We start from the raw sequence: 13,852 nt of genomic DNA, 5'->3' as shown, positions 1-13,852 counted from the left end.
TTGTCAGCCTGTGATCTATTTGCCTAATCCATCAACAATTTGTCGCGATTCCCAACAAAAATTACGGAAAAATGTTTTGCAGGATCAGCATTTCTCCATCATCATTTGAAATGAGGTTTCAACTTTCTGATCTAAGGCCCATTTTGAACGTCACCGCCGCCCTTCGCCAGGCTGTTGCAAGCACGCCCTGGTACAAAAAACGCAAAAGCTATCGAGTTCTCTTCTGGCGTGAAATCACCCCCCTCGCGGTACCTATTTTTCTGGAAAATACCTGCGTTTTGTTGATGGGCGTACTCAGCACCTTCCTAGTGAGCTGGTTGGGTAAAGAGGCGATGGCAGGCGTTGGCCTTGCCGATAGCTTCAACATGGTGATCATGGCCTTTTTCGCGGCGATTGACCTTGGGACAACGGTGGTGGTCGCCTTCAGTCTCGGTAGACGCGATAGACGCAAAGCCCGCGCGGCTGCTCGTCAGTCGTTGGTCATCATGACCCTGTTTGCCATCGTGCTGACGGCGGTGATCCACTATTTTGGCGCAGAGATCATCAATATCGTCGCCGGTGAGGCTACCCCAGAGGTCAAAGCTTTGGCGCTGACCTACCTAGAACTGACAGCGTTAAGTTACCCAGCGGCGGCGATTGCGCTTATCGGCAGCGGCGCGCTGCGCGGGGCAGGGAATACCAAAATTCCGCTGATGATTAACGGCGGGATGAATATCCTCAATATTATTATCAGCAGCATTCTGATTTACGGGATTTTCTCGTGGGACGGGATGGGGTTTGCTGGTGCCGGACTTGGCCTCACGATTTCCCGTTATATTGGCGCAGTGCTGACCATTATTGTGTTGATGGTTGGGTTTAACCCGGCGTTGCGCATTCCTCTAAAGAGCTACTTCAAGCCGCTGAACTTCGGCATTATCTGGGAAGTGATGGGGATTGGTATTCCCGCTAGTATTGAATCGGTGTTGTTTAACGGCGGCAAGCTGTTGACCCAGATGTTCGTCGCGGGAATGGGGACTGACGTTATCGCGGGTAACTTTATCGCCTTCTCGGTGGCTGCGCTGATTAACCTGCCGGGGAACGCCCTCGGTGCTGCTTCGACCATTATTACCGGCAAACGGCTGGGTACGGGGCAATTAGCTCAGGCAGAACGGCAACTGCGCCATGTTTTCTGGATGTCGACGATTGTCCTGACGCTTATCGCGTGGGGAACCGCACCATTTGCTGGACTGTTCGCCTCATTCTATACCCAGGAAGAGGACGTCAAAGAGGTGGTTAAGGTGCTGCTGTGGATGAACGCCGCCTTCATGCCTATCTGGGCCGCTTCGTGGGTGCTTCCGGCAGGCTTTAAAGGCGCACGTGACGTTCGATTTGCGATGTGGGTGTCGATGCTAAGTATGTGGGGCTGCCGCGTGGTTGTCGGTTACGTGCTGGGTATTGTATTGGGCTGGGGAGTGGTTGGCGTCTGGATGGGGATGTTCCTCGACTGGGCGACACGTGCGGTCATGTTCTACCGCCGTTTGATAACCGGCCGCTGGGCGTGGAAATATGCCCCAGAGAAAAAGACGAATGATGTCTAATGGTCTGATTGTGGTAAAAATCGGCAACAATAGACGGTTTTTAGGCGAATTGCAGAATAAATCAGCAAACGAATTATTTTGTGCGAAACAGGCTTTGACAAGTTGAGAGCCCGCCGTTAATATTCGCCCCGTTCACACGATTCCTCTGTAGTTCAGTCGGTAGAACGGCGGACTGTTAATCCGTATGTCACTGGTTCGAGTCCAGTCAGAGGAGCCATATTAGAAAAGCCTGCTTAAGGAAACTTAAGCAGGCTTTTTGCTTTGGCGCGTTCGAACTTGCATGTTATCAAGCTGCCTCGCTGTGCTTACAGGGCGACCTTATAGTGAGAACCGTCCGGCAGTTCTATATCCAGATGTAGCTTGCCGCCTGTCGCTTCGACGTAGCGCTTTAATGTGGAAAGCTTCACATCGCGACCCGGTTTTTCCATTCCGGCTACCGTTGGCTGCCTGAGCCCCAAAATATGAGCCATTTCGACCTGCGTCTTTTGCACCTTTTCACGCAGTTCGGCCAAGTGAATGTTGAGCAGGATGTCAGTCGCCATCGCTTTCGCTTCGTTGACAACCTCAGTTTTTTCATCCGCAATAAGCTGCTCTAGCGTTCTGCCCATCGTGCTACTCCTTCTTGTTTAATGTTTTTAGCCAGTGAGCGAATTCGTGGTCTGCGACCGGAAGCATCTCAGCGTAAAAGCGTTTTTCATTATCCACTTTACTTCCGGCGCATAGCACAATGCCGCTACGATGCGGATCGAAAGCAAAAAACGCTCGTAATGGATCGCCACGGCTCTGAAGACGCAGCTCTTTCATATTACGATAGTGCGAGCCCCTTACCGTGTCGGCATAGGGTCGAGATAACATCGGTCCTTTTTCGCGTAACACAATCAATGCAGCAAGTACGCAGGCTCTCTCATCATCGTCAAGGCGAGTAAACCAGTTATCAAATCTGTCCGTTGTTTTGATAGTCCACACGGGACCTCCTTGAGAAATATAGGTCCAATACTATATTGGTGTAAAGCTATATTGCAGATCTTGGCGCTTTCACTGGCGAAAAGCTTGCGCGATTTTTGACAGGCTGAAGGCACATTCAGCGATTTTGTTGAAAAGACAACACGGCTTGCACTTTTGTACGGCCAGCGGCGGAAAACAGGGCTTTACAATGGGAATGGAATTGGAGGTTGTATGTGGTGTTTAGAAAATGCAGCCGGGACATGCCCGGCTGCGGGGGAACTAGCGGAACGGCGGCTCGTTAAAGGTTCTCAGCTTACGTGAATGCAGGCGGTCGCCTTCTGCACGCAGGAGATCAATCGCGCGAATGCCAATCTGCAGGTGCTCTGAAATTGCTCCCTCGTAAAAACGGTTTGCTTGACCGGGCAGCTTAATCTCCCCGTGAAGCGGCTTGTCTGATACGCAAAGCAACGTGCCGTAAGGGACGCGGAAACGGTAGCCCTGTGCGGCGATGGTCGCGCTTTCCATATCAATGGCCACCGCGCGGCTGAGGTTAAAGCGCAGCGATGAAGCAGAGTAACGCAGCTCCCAGTTACGGTCATCGGTGGTCACCACCGTGCCGGTGCGCAGACGCTCTTTAACTTCCTCTCCCGGCATTCCGCTCACTTGCTTAGTGGCGTCATACAGCGCGCGCTGTACCTCGGCGATGCTAGGGATTGGGATATCCGGCGGCAGTACGGCGTTGAGCACGTGGTCATCGCGCAGATAAGCATGTGCCAGTACATAATCACCGATCGACTGACTCTCACGCAGGCCGCCGCAGTGGCCAATCATCAGCCAAACGTCCGGTCGCAGCACCGCCAGATGGTCGCAGATATTCTTGGCGTTCGACGGGCCGACGCCAATATTGATAAGCGTGATCCCCTGGCCGTCTTTTGTTATCAGGTGCCAGGCCGGCATCTGATGCTTCTTCCATGCCAGATCGGAAATGGCTTCTTCCGGCGCTTCGGTGTCGGCGGTTATCCAGATCCCCCCGGCGCAGGAGAGCGAAACGTACGGGCTATCCGGGTCGAGGATTTGGCTGCAGCCCCAGCGGACAAATTCATCCACATAGCGCGTGTAGTTGGTGAACAGCACAAACGGCTGGAAGTGCTCAACCGGCGTGCCGGTGTAATGACGCAACCGTGCCAGTGAAAAATCGACCCGGCGAGCGTCAAAATGCGACAGCGGGTAAAACTCCGTCGGATGGGTCAGGCCGTCAGCTGTCTCATCGCCAATCTGCGATAGCTCCGTGGTGGGGAAGAAGCGGGTGAGATCCGCGCTCATCGAACGATCGAGATTCAGACCGTCAATCACATACGGGAATGGGATCTCATGCTGCGATGCGCTGACTTCAATGTGCGCATCATAATCTTCGTGTAGTAGCGTTAGCTGCTCCAGCAGATAACTGCGAAACAGACCCGGTTGTGTAATGGTGGTGGTGTAGCAGCCAGAGTGGGTAAAACGGCCAAAGGCGCGGGTTTTTTGCGCTTTATGGGCGCTGCCGCTCCAGGAGACAGAGAGCTGGGGATAGACAAATAATCCGCTGGCGCGCGCTTCGGCGCTAGGCAGCGAACGGTCGTCAATAAACAGGCGAATGGCACCACGTAATGCATGTACTGATTGATCGTATAGCGCCTGGAGCTGGTCCAGCGCTTGTTCAGGGGTCAGACTCACGCCCGTATTACTCATCGTTCGCTCCTTGTGTCAGGTCTGCAGCTTTTCCCGATAGTATGCCAGCAGATGATGAAACAAAAGTGTTAGCCGGAACTTACATAACAACTGATTAACCTTTAACCGTCTTAGGAATAATGCAGCGCGACAGGTCAAAAAAGCTATAATTAACCGATATCTGCCGTGGATGAGGAAAGGGACATGGGACCTCGAATAAAACTACTTTGTATGCTTGCTGTCGTGTTCAGCTGTCAAACCGCGCTGGCCGTGACGTATCCGCTTCCCCCGGAGGGGAGTCGTCTGGTGGGCAGCACGCTAAACATCACGGTGCCGAAGGATAACCATCTGCCGCTTGAAGCCTTTGCGGCCCAGTACGGTCAGGGTTTAAGCAATATGCTGGAGGCCAACCCGGGCGTTGATGTATTCCTGCCGAAATCGGGCTCGACGCTGGTCATCCCGCAGCAGTTGATTTTGCCGAATACCGTACGTCAGGGCATAGTGGTCAACGTGGCTGAAATGCGCCTTTATTACTATCCACCGGGTAGCGGCACCGTGGAGGTGCTGCCAATCGGCATCGGTCAGGCCGGGCGGGAGACGCCGCGAAACTGGGTGACTACCGTTGAACGTAAGCAGGAAGCGCCGACGTGGACGCCAACTGCCAATACCCGCCGCGAGTATGCAAAGCGTGGGGAAAGTCTGCCCGGTTTTGTTCCGGCAGGGCCAGATAACCCGATGGGGCTTTACGCCATTTATATTGGACGTCTGTATGCGATTCATGGCACGAATGCCAACTTTGGGATTGGGCTGCGCGTAAGCCAAGGCTGTATTCGCCTGCGCAATGACGATATCAAATACCTATTTGATAATGTCCCGGTAGGCACTCGGGTGCAGATTATCGACCAATCGGTGAAATACACGGCCGAGCCGGACGGCAGTCGCTGGGTTGAGGTACATGAACCTTTATCACGCAACCGCGCAGAATATGAATCAGATAACAAAGTTCCGTTGCCTATTACGCCCGCGCTGCGTAGCTTTACTGAAGGGCAAGGGGTCGATGTGAATCGTGCTAAAGCCACGCTGGAACGTCGTTCTGGCATGCCGGTAAATATCAGCACATCACATAACGCTTTGTAATTTTAGGCGATACTCTGCCAGAAGCCCGCGCTATGCGGGCTTTTTGTTATTGTTGGCTAAACCGGCTTAATCAGGAGAATGGAATGAGTGACGTGGTGAACTGGGGCGTTCTGGGTTACGCCCGTATCGCGAAGAATTCGGTAATTCCCGCCATTGAACGTGCTGACAATGCGCGTGTTTACGGCGTGGCTTCACGCAATGCATCTGAGCTACCGTCTGGAGAGTGGCAGCAAAGCTATAGCGATTATGCTGCGCTGCTTGCCGACAAAGCAATTGATGCCGTTTATATTCCGTTACCTAACTCGCTGCATAAAGAGTGGGTTATCCGCGCGCTGGAAGCGGGTAAGCACGTGTTGTGTGAAAAGCCGATTGGCCTCACGGCAGATGAAGCACGGGAAATGCAGCAGGTAGCAGACAAACACCAGCGCCTGCTGATGGAAGCGTTTATGTATCAGTACACCGACCGGGTGAAGGTCATTAAAGAGGCCATCGACAGCGGTGAGCTGGGTGAAATTCGCCATATCAATGTCTCATTCCGCTTCCTTCTCGACCGGCCAAATACCATCAAAATGCAGCCAGCATTAGGCGGCGGCGCGTTATATGACGTGGGCTGTTATCCGGTGAACTTTATTGGCATGGTGACCGGTCGTTTGCCGGTTGTCTGTAAAGCACTGTGCGAAACCGAGCAGGGCGTTGATACCAACCTCTCAGCCTTATTGCAGTACGATGATGGCCTGATTGCCAACATTCACTGCGGTTTTAACGCTTTTGGTCGTAACTACGCGGAAATTATCGGCACCAAAGGCATGCTGTGTATTGATAACCCGTTCCTTGATGATGCTGGCACGCTGTATCTGCATACCGCACAAGGCGTGCGGGAACTGCCGGTGAGCGAGTCTGACCGTTATCAGGCGGAGATTCGCCACTTTTCCGACGCCGTGTTGAATAAGCCGTCCCGTTTAATCCCGCTGGCGGAAACCGTGCGGAATATGCAGGTGCTGGATATGATCCGCGAGGCGCTGTAAACGGTTAAAACGGCGCAGGCTGGTGGATATCAAGAGGGGCGTTGCTCACTGGATGCGTCAGATGCAGTTCGCTGGCGTGCAGCATCAGGCGCGGGACGAGCTCGGTGCCCGGCAGCATTTGCCCACCGTATAAATCGCAGCCGAGAATTGGGTGGCCCAATTGTTGGCAGTGAATGCGTAACTGATGGGTGCGCCCGGTTTCCGGGATGAGTTCGACGCGGGTAATCGGCAGTTGCGTCCCGTTGTCCAACTGGTAGCAGGTGCGTTCCATCACCCGATAGCGTGAACGTGCCGGTTTGCCTTGAATCGGGCATATCGACATCAGCGGGAACAGCGCGGGATCTTTGGCGATCGCGGCGTCGATTACTCCTTCATCCTGCGGTAGATGGCCGCACAACAATGCGGTGTAGCGTTTTAACACCGCACGCCGGCTAAACTGGTGGCACAGGGCTGCATTAATCGCTTTATTGCGCGCCACCACCATCAGCCCTGAGGTGCCGAAATCCAGCCGATGCACCAGCGTACAGCCGGGATAATCCTGCACTAGCCGATAATGAACAGAGTCCAGATTTTGCGGATTTTTCCCCGACAGGCTGAGAAGCCCGGACGGCTTATTGATCAGTAATAGGTGCTCATCAACATACAGCGTGGTTATCTGCTCAAGGCACGGCGGGGCAATAAACGAATCAAATAGGGTAGACATCTGACGGCCGGTTAGCGAATGGATGCAAAGCATAAACAATTTTCCATCCGCTGGCGAATCCCGACGCTCCGATATTCATCGGCGCGTCTTTTTAGCGGGCGAATTTACGTGAGCCCACCACGCAGGCGATAACCCCGAGGGTGATAAACACCATTAATGGGCTCACGGCCTCATCAAGAAGCGTGGCCGACAGCAAAAGGCCGAAGAACGGTTGTAGGAGCTGCAATTGCCCGACGGCAGCGGTGCCGCCTTTGGCGAGCCCCGTGTACCAGAAAATGAACCCAATCAGCATACTGAATAGCGCGACGTAACCCAGCGCGCCCCAAGCCTGTGGGCGAATGGCGTTGAAACTCGCCGGCTGGGTAATAAACGCCGCCATTAGCATCATCGGTAGCGCGAGAATTAACGCCCAGCTTATCACCTGCCAGCCGCCCAGCGTGCGCGTCAGTTTGGCCCCTTCGGCATAGCCCAGACCGCAAACAATCACGGCGGCAATCATGAGCAGATCGCCGCTGAGCGAAGCGCTAGCGTGCTGCGATAGCGCAAAGCCGGCGACCAGCAGGCTGCCGGTCACCGAGAAAATCCAAAAGGCGACCCCGGGACGCTCGCCGCCGCGCAGAACGCCAAAGAGTGCGGTGCTAAGCGGCAACAGGCCGAGAAAGACAATCGAGTGCGCGGAGGTGATGTGCTGCAAGGCCATCGCTGTCAGCAGCGGAAAACCCACCACTACGCCGAGTGACACAATGATCAATGCATAAATATTTTCGCGAGCTGGTGGTTTTTGCCGAAAGCCTACGATGAGCAGCACGGCGAGAAGCCCGGCAATGGAGGCGCGTGCAAACGTCAGAAAAAACGGACTCATATCGAGAACGGCCACCCGGGTAGCCGGTAAGGAACCGCTAAAAATGATCACGCCCAGTAAACCATTGAGCCAGCCAGACATCGCGCTTGAGCCGGACTTATGTACCACCGAATTTGCCATCATTGCCTCGTTTGAATATGTCTGCTGCGTCATTGAGCATGTGTTGGGCGGATGGTAATCTCGCCAATCTAATACAATCAAATTATTGTCATGGATACATTTGATGAAGGCTCGCTACAAAACCGTTGTTGATCGTTATGCGAAAAATATTCGCCGTGGGCAGATTTCCCCGGGGACGCGGCTGCCGACTCACCGCGCGCTTTCGCAACAAGAAGGCATTTCATTGGCTACGGCAACGCGGGTGTACAGCGAGCTTGAGGCGATGGGGCTGGTGAGCGGTGAGACCGGCAGGGGAACCTTCGTCAGGGAAATTTCGTTGCCTCCTGGGCATGGCATCGACCAACAGGCGGTGGCAACAGATGTGCTCGATCTTAACTTCAATTATCCTTCCGTTGCGGGGCAGGGCGACTTATTGCGTGACGCGCTGCGAAAACTGGCGGCAGCGGGTGATATCGATGCCCATTTGCGTTACCAGCCTCATGCTGGCAGACAACGTGAGCGCGAGATTGTGGCCGAGCACCTCAGCCGAGAGCGCTTTAAAGCCTCGGCAGACAATGTGTTTCTGGTAAATGGCGCTCAGCATGGGCTGACGGTGGCGGTCATGGGGCTGCTACGGCCCGGTGATGTCGTCGCCGTGGATGCGCTCACCTATCCAGGATTTAAGGCGCTGGCTGAACTGTATCACCTGGAGCTGCTGGCCATCCCCACGCTGGCCGATGGCCCGGATCTTGCTGCGCTGCAACAGCTTTGCCAACTGCGGCATGTCCGTGCGGTGTACACCATGCCGACGTTGCATAATCCGCTCGGCTGGGTGCTGTCTCATCGTCAGCGGCTAGTGCTGGCAGAAATCGCTCGGGCACACGACCTCTTGATTCTGGAAGATGCAGCGTATGCATGGTTAGTACGTAATCCGCCACCGCCGATGGCGAGCTATGCGCCAGAACGGACGGTCTATATCACTGGTTATTCAAAAAATGTTGCCACGGGCCTGCGGGTTGGCGCGGTGGTTACGCCCGCCACGTTAAGGCACGGCGTGGAGCGGGCCATCCGTGCGACAACGTGGAATACGCCTTCGCTAATAACCAGCCTCGTATGTCAGTGGATCGAAAATGGCACGGTAAATCGCCTAGAAACGCTAAAAAGGCGAGATGCCCGACAGCGGCAGGCTGTGTTACGAGAAGCTCTCGGCGATACGCCTTTTATTGCCCATCCGAATGCCTATTTTGCTTGGCTACCGCTCCCGGAGGCGTCACGCGCGGACAGGATCGTAAAACGCCTGATGGATGCGCAAATTTCTGTGTCATCGGCGGAGCCATTTTGCGCCGCAAGCACTACGCCGCAGGCCATTCGGCTGGCGCTGGGATCTGTGCCGCTGGCAGGTTTACGCAGTGCGCTGGAGTTGGTACGTGAGGTGGTGGAGTTTGAGCGCGATTGTTAACGATGCGTTATTTGAACCAATCGTTTTTTAGAAAAGCAAAAAGCCCGCTCGAAAGCAGGCTTTTCTAAATATGGCTCCTCTGACTGGGATCGCCTTTGCCAGTAAATGGCTAATAAATAGGCTAAACTTGAATTGCGAAGCTGTCAAGACCACCAAAATGACCACCAATAGTTGCGGGTTAAATAAAGCTGGTTTGAGCGTTCCGCTACATGTGGTGATCGTTACTATTGTGTTTCCTGTAAGGGTGAGCGTAGCTAGAGTGAACATTCAAGATCCTATCCTAAGAGAACTGTGTCCAAAGAAGTCTGATTGTCTGCTCAGGGCGTGAAGCGGACATTACTAAAATAGGAGATAGGTACTTACTATTCATTTACCAGTGTGGTAATTTTTTGAAATGAACTTGACTAAAAAAAACCTTGATGTATCACTTCGGCATGGAGAGTGTAGTGACAGAGGAAATAAAACAGGGTCTTCGCACTACATTTAGCGGATTGTCTGCACCGACACCATGGCCAGGCGCTAATGCTCGGCTGCTTGGATTAGGTGTAGGACTACCTATCGCGCCTCTTGTTCGTCTGTCGCAATTTAGTGCCGCTGAATTTGAACGTTTCACTCTCGAATGGGCATCTGATTACCTTGCAAGGCAGCAATATGTAAATGAAATTCAGCAGCGTGGTGGTGCTGGGGATAAGGGACGGGACATAATTGTTTGGCTTGACCCAACAAATATTTCACCGCGGCGATGGCACCTGTACCAATGTAAACATTATGATGCTAATTTAGGCCTTCCAAAGGCTGGTGTCGAAATTGCAAAAGTCATTTATTATACTTTTATTAGTGACTACACAGTACCTGAAGAATACTACTTTGTTACACACAAAGGTGTCACGTCGCCATTTCAAGACCTTCTCGACGACCCAGGAAAACTCAAGCAGGCGATTCTTTCAGGATGGAGGTCTTATGCCAAAACGATTACATCAAAATATGAAATCCCCCTGACAATAGAACTCCAAAGCTATATTAAAAAATTTGATTTCAGCATTTTCCGTGCAAAGCAACCACATGAATTACTCGAAGAACATAGAAAGACCTCATTTCATCTCACGGTCTTTGGAGCACCTCTAATTGAACGTGATCCGCCCGAGGCTCCGCCATCAGCAGTTGACCCTATAGAGACCGCATATATTGAGCAATTGTACGCCGTCATTAGCCATGATATAGCAAATCCAGTTCGGACCTTCGCTGATTTTGAAAAGAGTATTAGTCACGTAAAACTTTTCGAACGTTCTCGGATTACCTTTTATTGTGCGGAAGGATTGAAGGAACTTGCTAGAGATCAGATGGCTAATCAAACATTCTTTAATACCTTACTGGATGAGTTCAATAATGGGTTGTACTACACATACACAGATAACGAAGGGACACCATCGGTCCGTTTGAAAAGTACCGTAAAGGCAGCTCAAACTTTACAGCTTGGTGCACATCCGCTTGCCGCTCACGTCACAAGTAAGGACCGTGAAGGGATGTGCCATCAATTAGCCAACAATAAGGTGATTGATTGGTGCAAACCATGATTGAAACACTAGAAATAAAGAGACACTTCGAAGATAGACCTTTCAACTCCCCTCTGGAGTATGGGTTCCGTGTGTTATTCATATTAAACGCAGCTGGTAACATGGCTATGGACCTACAAAGAATAGTTTCTTATGACTACCTTCTTGTACATACCAGCGATGTGCAAAATGGGCCGAAGAGTCTTCATCCGGCTGTTCCTCATAGGGGAGCTGAGCTACTTGTGAAACGTGGTTCAATTCAAGCAGGGCTTAATCTCATGTTATCGAGGGAATTGATCGAGGTGTTTTTTTCCCCTGATGGGATTCTATATCAGGCTTCCGAGTTGACTGGAAGATTTGTGCAGCTCCTCGAGTCTTCTTATGCAAGTGAACTTGCAGAACGTGCCACGTGGGTAACGAAACAGTTTTGTCACTTTTCAAATGAAGAACTTGCTTCATTTATGACACAAAATGTAGGTCGATGGGGCTCTGAATTCGATCGATTGACTGCAATAGACTTATTGGATTTGTGAAAATGTTCCGGATAAGAAAAATACTTCTACGTGGAAATGGCATTCAAGATGCTTATGTGGACTTCGATAAGGGCGCGAACATTCTGGCGGGGGAGTCTGATACCGGAAAGAGTTACCTTATTAGCTGTTTAGATTATATTCTTGGTGCCGAAAAACTTAAAAAAAAGCCTAAAGAGGCGGCTGCTTATACACACCTTTTCGTTGAGTTAGAAAATTCCAAAAATAAGGTGCTAACGCTAACTCGTGCACTGGATGGCGGAAAGCTAGCTGCTCATTATGTTCCAATTCACAGCATTGATGGAAAAGGAGAGTCGATAGCACCTGTTCGCAAAGGCAAGAGCGTAGGGCCTGATGTTACATCTATACTTTTCCCTTTCGCAGGAATTAAGGAGGCTAAGCTGCGTAAGAATGCACGTGGCGCAACGCAACGCCTCTCCATCCGTACGCTTGCCCCGCTATTTCTGATTGATGAAGTATCCATCATCGATGAATTCTCGCCAGTAACTGGTCGCTCCGGTTACGATGATACTGCTCGAAAACGTATGTTCTCGTATATTCTCACCGGCATAGATGATGATGGAATTGTTGCTGAAGAAAAAACTGAAATTGTAAGAGCGCGGCTGCAAGCAAAGTTTGAGATTGTGCAAGAGATGATTCAACCGCTTGAAGAACGCTTTGGGGCCAGGTCGGATACTCCTCCGCTCGATCATGAATATGATAATGAGCTTGATGATGTGATCGCAACATTATCTGAAGAGGTAAAAAAAGCAACAACCGATATTTCCCGCTTACACGAGGAAATACAGGAAACAACAGCACTGAGTCTAAAAGCTGAATCTCAGTTACTGGGTGTCGCTGAAATCCAAATAAGATATAGCTTGCTCGGAGAGCGATACCACTCCGATCTGAAGCGGTTAGACTTTCTTGCGGAGGGAGCTCATTACTTTGAATCACTCCAAGAGGTTCCTTGCTCTCTCTGTGGGCAAAATATAACTCTCGAACATTATCACAGCGAAAAAACGCAGACGCTGTTGAATAGCGATAAAATTCGGCGTTCTGCAACAGCGGAAGCTGCAAAGATCCATGCGTACTTGGTGGATCTCCAAAAAGCAATTGCTAATCTCGTTCAAAGAAAAGAAGAACTAGAGCAAGAGAAGGACAATGCTCAGAACTTGCTTGCGAATCTACGGAGAGATCTCACTCGTAACTTAACACCTCTGCTTGCTCGCAGACTAGAGCGCCTCGAAAAACTGCTTGAGTACCGATCCGAAAGAGACGCCGAGATTATTGATTTTCAAAGATGGGGCGAATTACATAAGCTCAAATTAGGTATCCAAAAATCGCTTACCCAAGACAACCAACCAAAATTGGAATGGGAAGGGCTTTCTTCTCTATCACTAACTGGCCTTTGCACTGAAGTTGAAGCAGTTTTAACCGACTGGAAATGGGGCTCTAAACCTCGAGTTGCCTTCGATGAGAAAGAGTACGATATCATCGTTGACGGTCAGCCTCGTCAGTCACACGGCAAGGGAGTCCGCGCGATTCTCTATTCGGCCTTTATCATTGGATTATTAAAGTACTGTGTTAACAATGGACGGCCGCACCCCGGGTTGGTCGTAATAGACTCACCGTTAACCAGCTATAAGAAGAAAGGGGCAGCAAAAGTATCAGGCTCAGACGAACCAATATCTGCGGGTGTCGAAACTGGATTCTGGAATTCATTGGCCCAATTACCGGAAACTATACAAGTTATTATTATTGAAAACAAAGAACCTCCAACTTCAATTATTGCAAAAGTACATTACGAATGGTTTGCGGGCGAGTATGCAGAGGTTGACGAGCGTTCTGCACTAATTCCAAGTGCCAGCTAATCTCCAGCAATTTCATAAACGGGAGATCAATTCTTTTGAAAATAACTTTCTAAATTTTCGTTATGAATTTCCCTTATATATCTAGGCAGTTTTTCTTTTTTACTGGACTGGCCCCCCATTATTCTGAACGCGAACATTAACGGATGTTATGAGCGTCCGTTCTTGGCTCATAGCCTACCAGCACAGCTGCAGCAGCCGGCTCGGTGCCAGAAGCGGAAGTGGTTAACATCGTACCATGTTAGTTATGGGGAGCATATCAGGATAATGTTATGCTTTACCAGATTATGACAGGGTAAAGAGAATAAAGAAAAGTCTTGAAAGCGAATTGGGTCTGGAATATGAAAGAATTATTCATGTATTACAGCCAAATAATGATGGCAC

The 13,852-nt window shown here is 51.0% G+C and carries 13 protein-coding genes, 1 tRNA gene and 1 pseudogene; 9 read left to right on the top strand and 6 right to left on the bottom strand.

The window, feature by feature from the left end; translation table 11 throughout:
- Positions 1-27: 27 nt before the first annotated feature.
- The 3 genes and pseudogenes from AB4K05_RS09540 to AB4K05_RS09530 form a co-directional block, all read left to right on the top strand.
- Positions 28-114, top strand: a pseudogene (locus tag AB4K05_RS09540) (DUF5951 family protein); the annotation flags it as partial.
- A complete protein-coding gene (locus AB4K05_RS09535; RefSeq protein ID WP_368479753.1) occupies positions 111-1,577 on the top strand; it encodes an EmmdR/YeeO family multidrug/toxin efflux MATE transporter in 1,467 nt (488 codons plus the stop codon). The pseudogene AB4K05_RS09540 and the gene AB4K05_RS09535, both read left to right, overlap by 4 nt.
- 141 nt (positions 1,578-1,718) lie before the next feature.
- A tRNA-Asn gene (locus tag AB4K05_RS09530) sits at positions 1,719-1,794 on the top strand.
- Between the two features lie 88 nt (positions 1,795-1,882).
- On the opposite strand, the gene AB4K05_RS09525 is transcribed toward AB4K05_RS09530, so the two are convergent.
- From AB4K05_RS09525 to AB4K05_RS09515, 3 genes are all read right to left on the bottom strand, one after another.
- Entirely contained in the window at positions 1,883-2,185 is a 303-nt protein-coding gene (locus AB4K05_RS09525) for a helix-turn-helix domain-containing protein (RefSeq protein ID WP_368479752.1), read from the bottom strand.
- Positions 2,186-2,189: 4 nt separating this feature from the next.
- Positions 2,190-2,543, bottom strand: a complete 354-nt coding sequence (locus AB4K05_RS09520) for a type II toxin-antitoxin system RelE/ParE family toxin (RefSeq protein WP_368479751.1) — start codon at positions 2,541-2,543, stop codon at positions 2,190-2,192.
- A 258-nt stretch (positions 2,544-2,801) separates the two neighbouring features.
- Positions 2,802-4,250: an AMP nucleosidase gene (locus AB4K05_RS09515; protein ID WP_368479750.1), complete on the bottom strand. Its 1,449-nt coding sequence runs from the start codon at positions 4,248-4,250 to the stop codon at positions 2,802-2,804.
- Positions 4,251-4,433: 183 nt separating this feature from the next.
- Here AB4K05_RS09515 and ldtA point away from each other — a divergent pair, with 183 nt between their 5' ends.
- Together ldtA and AB4K05_RS09505 are read left to right on the top strand one after the other, a co-directional pair.
- The gene (gene ldtA / locus AB4K05_RS09510) at positions 4,434-5,366 is read left to right on the top strand and encodes a L,D-transpeptidase (RefSeq protein WP_368479749.1); all 933 of its coding nucleotides are present in this window, start codon (positions 4,434-4,436) and stop codon (positions 5,364-5,366) included.
- Positions 5,367-5,449: 83 nt separating this feature from the next.
- On the top strand, positions 5,450-6,391 hold the full coding sequence (locus AB4K05_RS09505; protein ID WP_368479748.1) for a Gfo/Idh/MocA family protein: 942 nt from the start codon (positions 5,450-5,452) through the stop codon (positions 6,389-6,391).
- A gap of 4 nt (positions 6,392-6,395) precedes the next feature.
- On the opposite strand, the gene AB4K05_RS09500 is transcribed toward AB4K05_RS09505, so the two are convergent.
- Together AB4K05_RS09500 and AB4K05_RS09495 are read right to left on the bottom strand one after the other, a co-directional pair.
- Positions 6,396-7,094, bottom strand: a complete 699-nt coding sequence (locus tag AB4K05_RS09500; protein ID WP_368479747.1) for an RluA family pseudouridine synthase — start codon at positions 7,092-7,094, stop codon at positions 6,396-6,398.
- Between the two features lie 91 nt (positions 7,095-7,185).
- Positions 7,186-8,037 (bottom strand): DMT family transporter, encoded by an 852-nt coding sequence (locus AB4K05_RS09495; RefSeq protein WP_368480147.1) that lies wholly within the window; start codon positions 8,035-8,037, stop codon positions 7,186-7,188.
- Between the two features lie 142 nt (positions 8,038-8,179).
- On the opposite strand from AB4K05_RS09495, the gene AB4K05_RS09490 reads away from it, so the two are divergent.
- Positions 8,180-9,514 carry a PLP-dependent aminotransferase family protein gene (locus AB4K05_RS09490; protein WP_368479746.1) on the top strand — a complete coding sequence of 445 codons (1,335 nt, stop codon included), beginning with the start codon at positions 8,180-8,182 and terminating at the stop codon, positions 9,512-9,514.
- A 27-nt stretch (positions 9,515-9,541) separates the two neighbouring features.
- Here AB4K05_RS09490 and AB4K05_RS09485 read toward each other — a convergent pair whose 3' ends face one another.
- Positions 9,542-9,733: a hypothetical protein gene (locus AB4K05_RS09485; protein WP_368480146.1), complete on the bottom strand. Its 192-nt coding sequence runs from the start codon at positions 9,731-9,733 to the stop codon at positions 9,542-9,544.
- A 227-nt stretch (positions 9,734-9,960) separates the two neighbouring features.
- Here AB4K05_RS09485 and AB4K05_RS09480 point away from each other — a divergent pair, with 227 nt between their 5' ends.
- Genes AB4K05_RS09480 through AB4K05_RS09470 form a run of 3 tightly spaced genes read left to right on the top strand, consistent with a single transcriptional unit; the run spans position 9,961 to position 13,471 of the window.
- Positions 9,961-11,088 carry an ABC-three component system protein gene (locus tag AB4K05_RS09480; protein ID WP_244207854.1) on the top strand — a complete coding sequence of 376 codons (1,128 nt, stop codon included), beginning with the start codon at positions 9,961-9,963 and terminating at the stop codon, positions 11,086-11,088.
- The gene (locus AB4K05_RS09475; protein ID WP_117341829.1) at positions 11,085-11,600 is read left to right on the top strand and encodes an ABC-three component system middle component 2; all 516 of its coding nucleotides are present in this window, start codon (positions 11,085-11,087) and stop codon (positions 11,598-11,600) included. The genes AB4K05_RS09480 and AB4K05_RS09475 overlap by 4 nt, the downstream gene beginning before the upstream one ends.
- A 56-nt stretch (positions 11,601-11,656) precedes the next feature.
- Positions 11,657-13,471: a hypothetical protein gene (locus tag AB4K05_RS09470; RefSeq protein ID WP_244207855.1), complete on the top strand. Its 1,815-nt coding sequence runs from the start codon at positions 11,657-11,659 to the stop codon at positions 13,469-13,471.
- Positions 13,472-13,852 lie beyond the last annotated feature (381 nt).

This window comes from Kluyvera sp. STS39-E (genome assembly GCF_040932435.1).
Taxonomy (GTDB): Bacteria; Pseudomonadota; Gammaproteobacteria; order Enterobacterales; family Enterobacteriaceae; genus Kluyvera.
The sequence above is the reverse complement of the archived record's forward strand: the minus strand, read 5'-3'. Positions and strand labels throughout refer to the sequence as shown.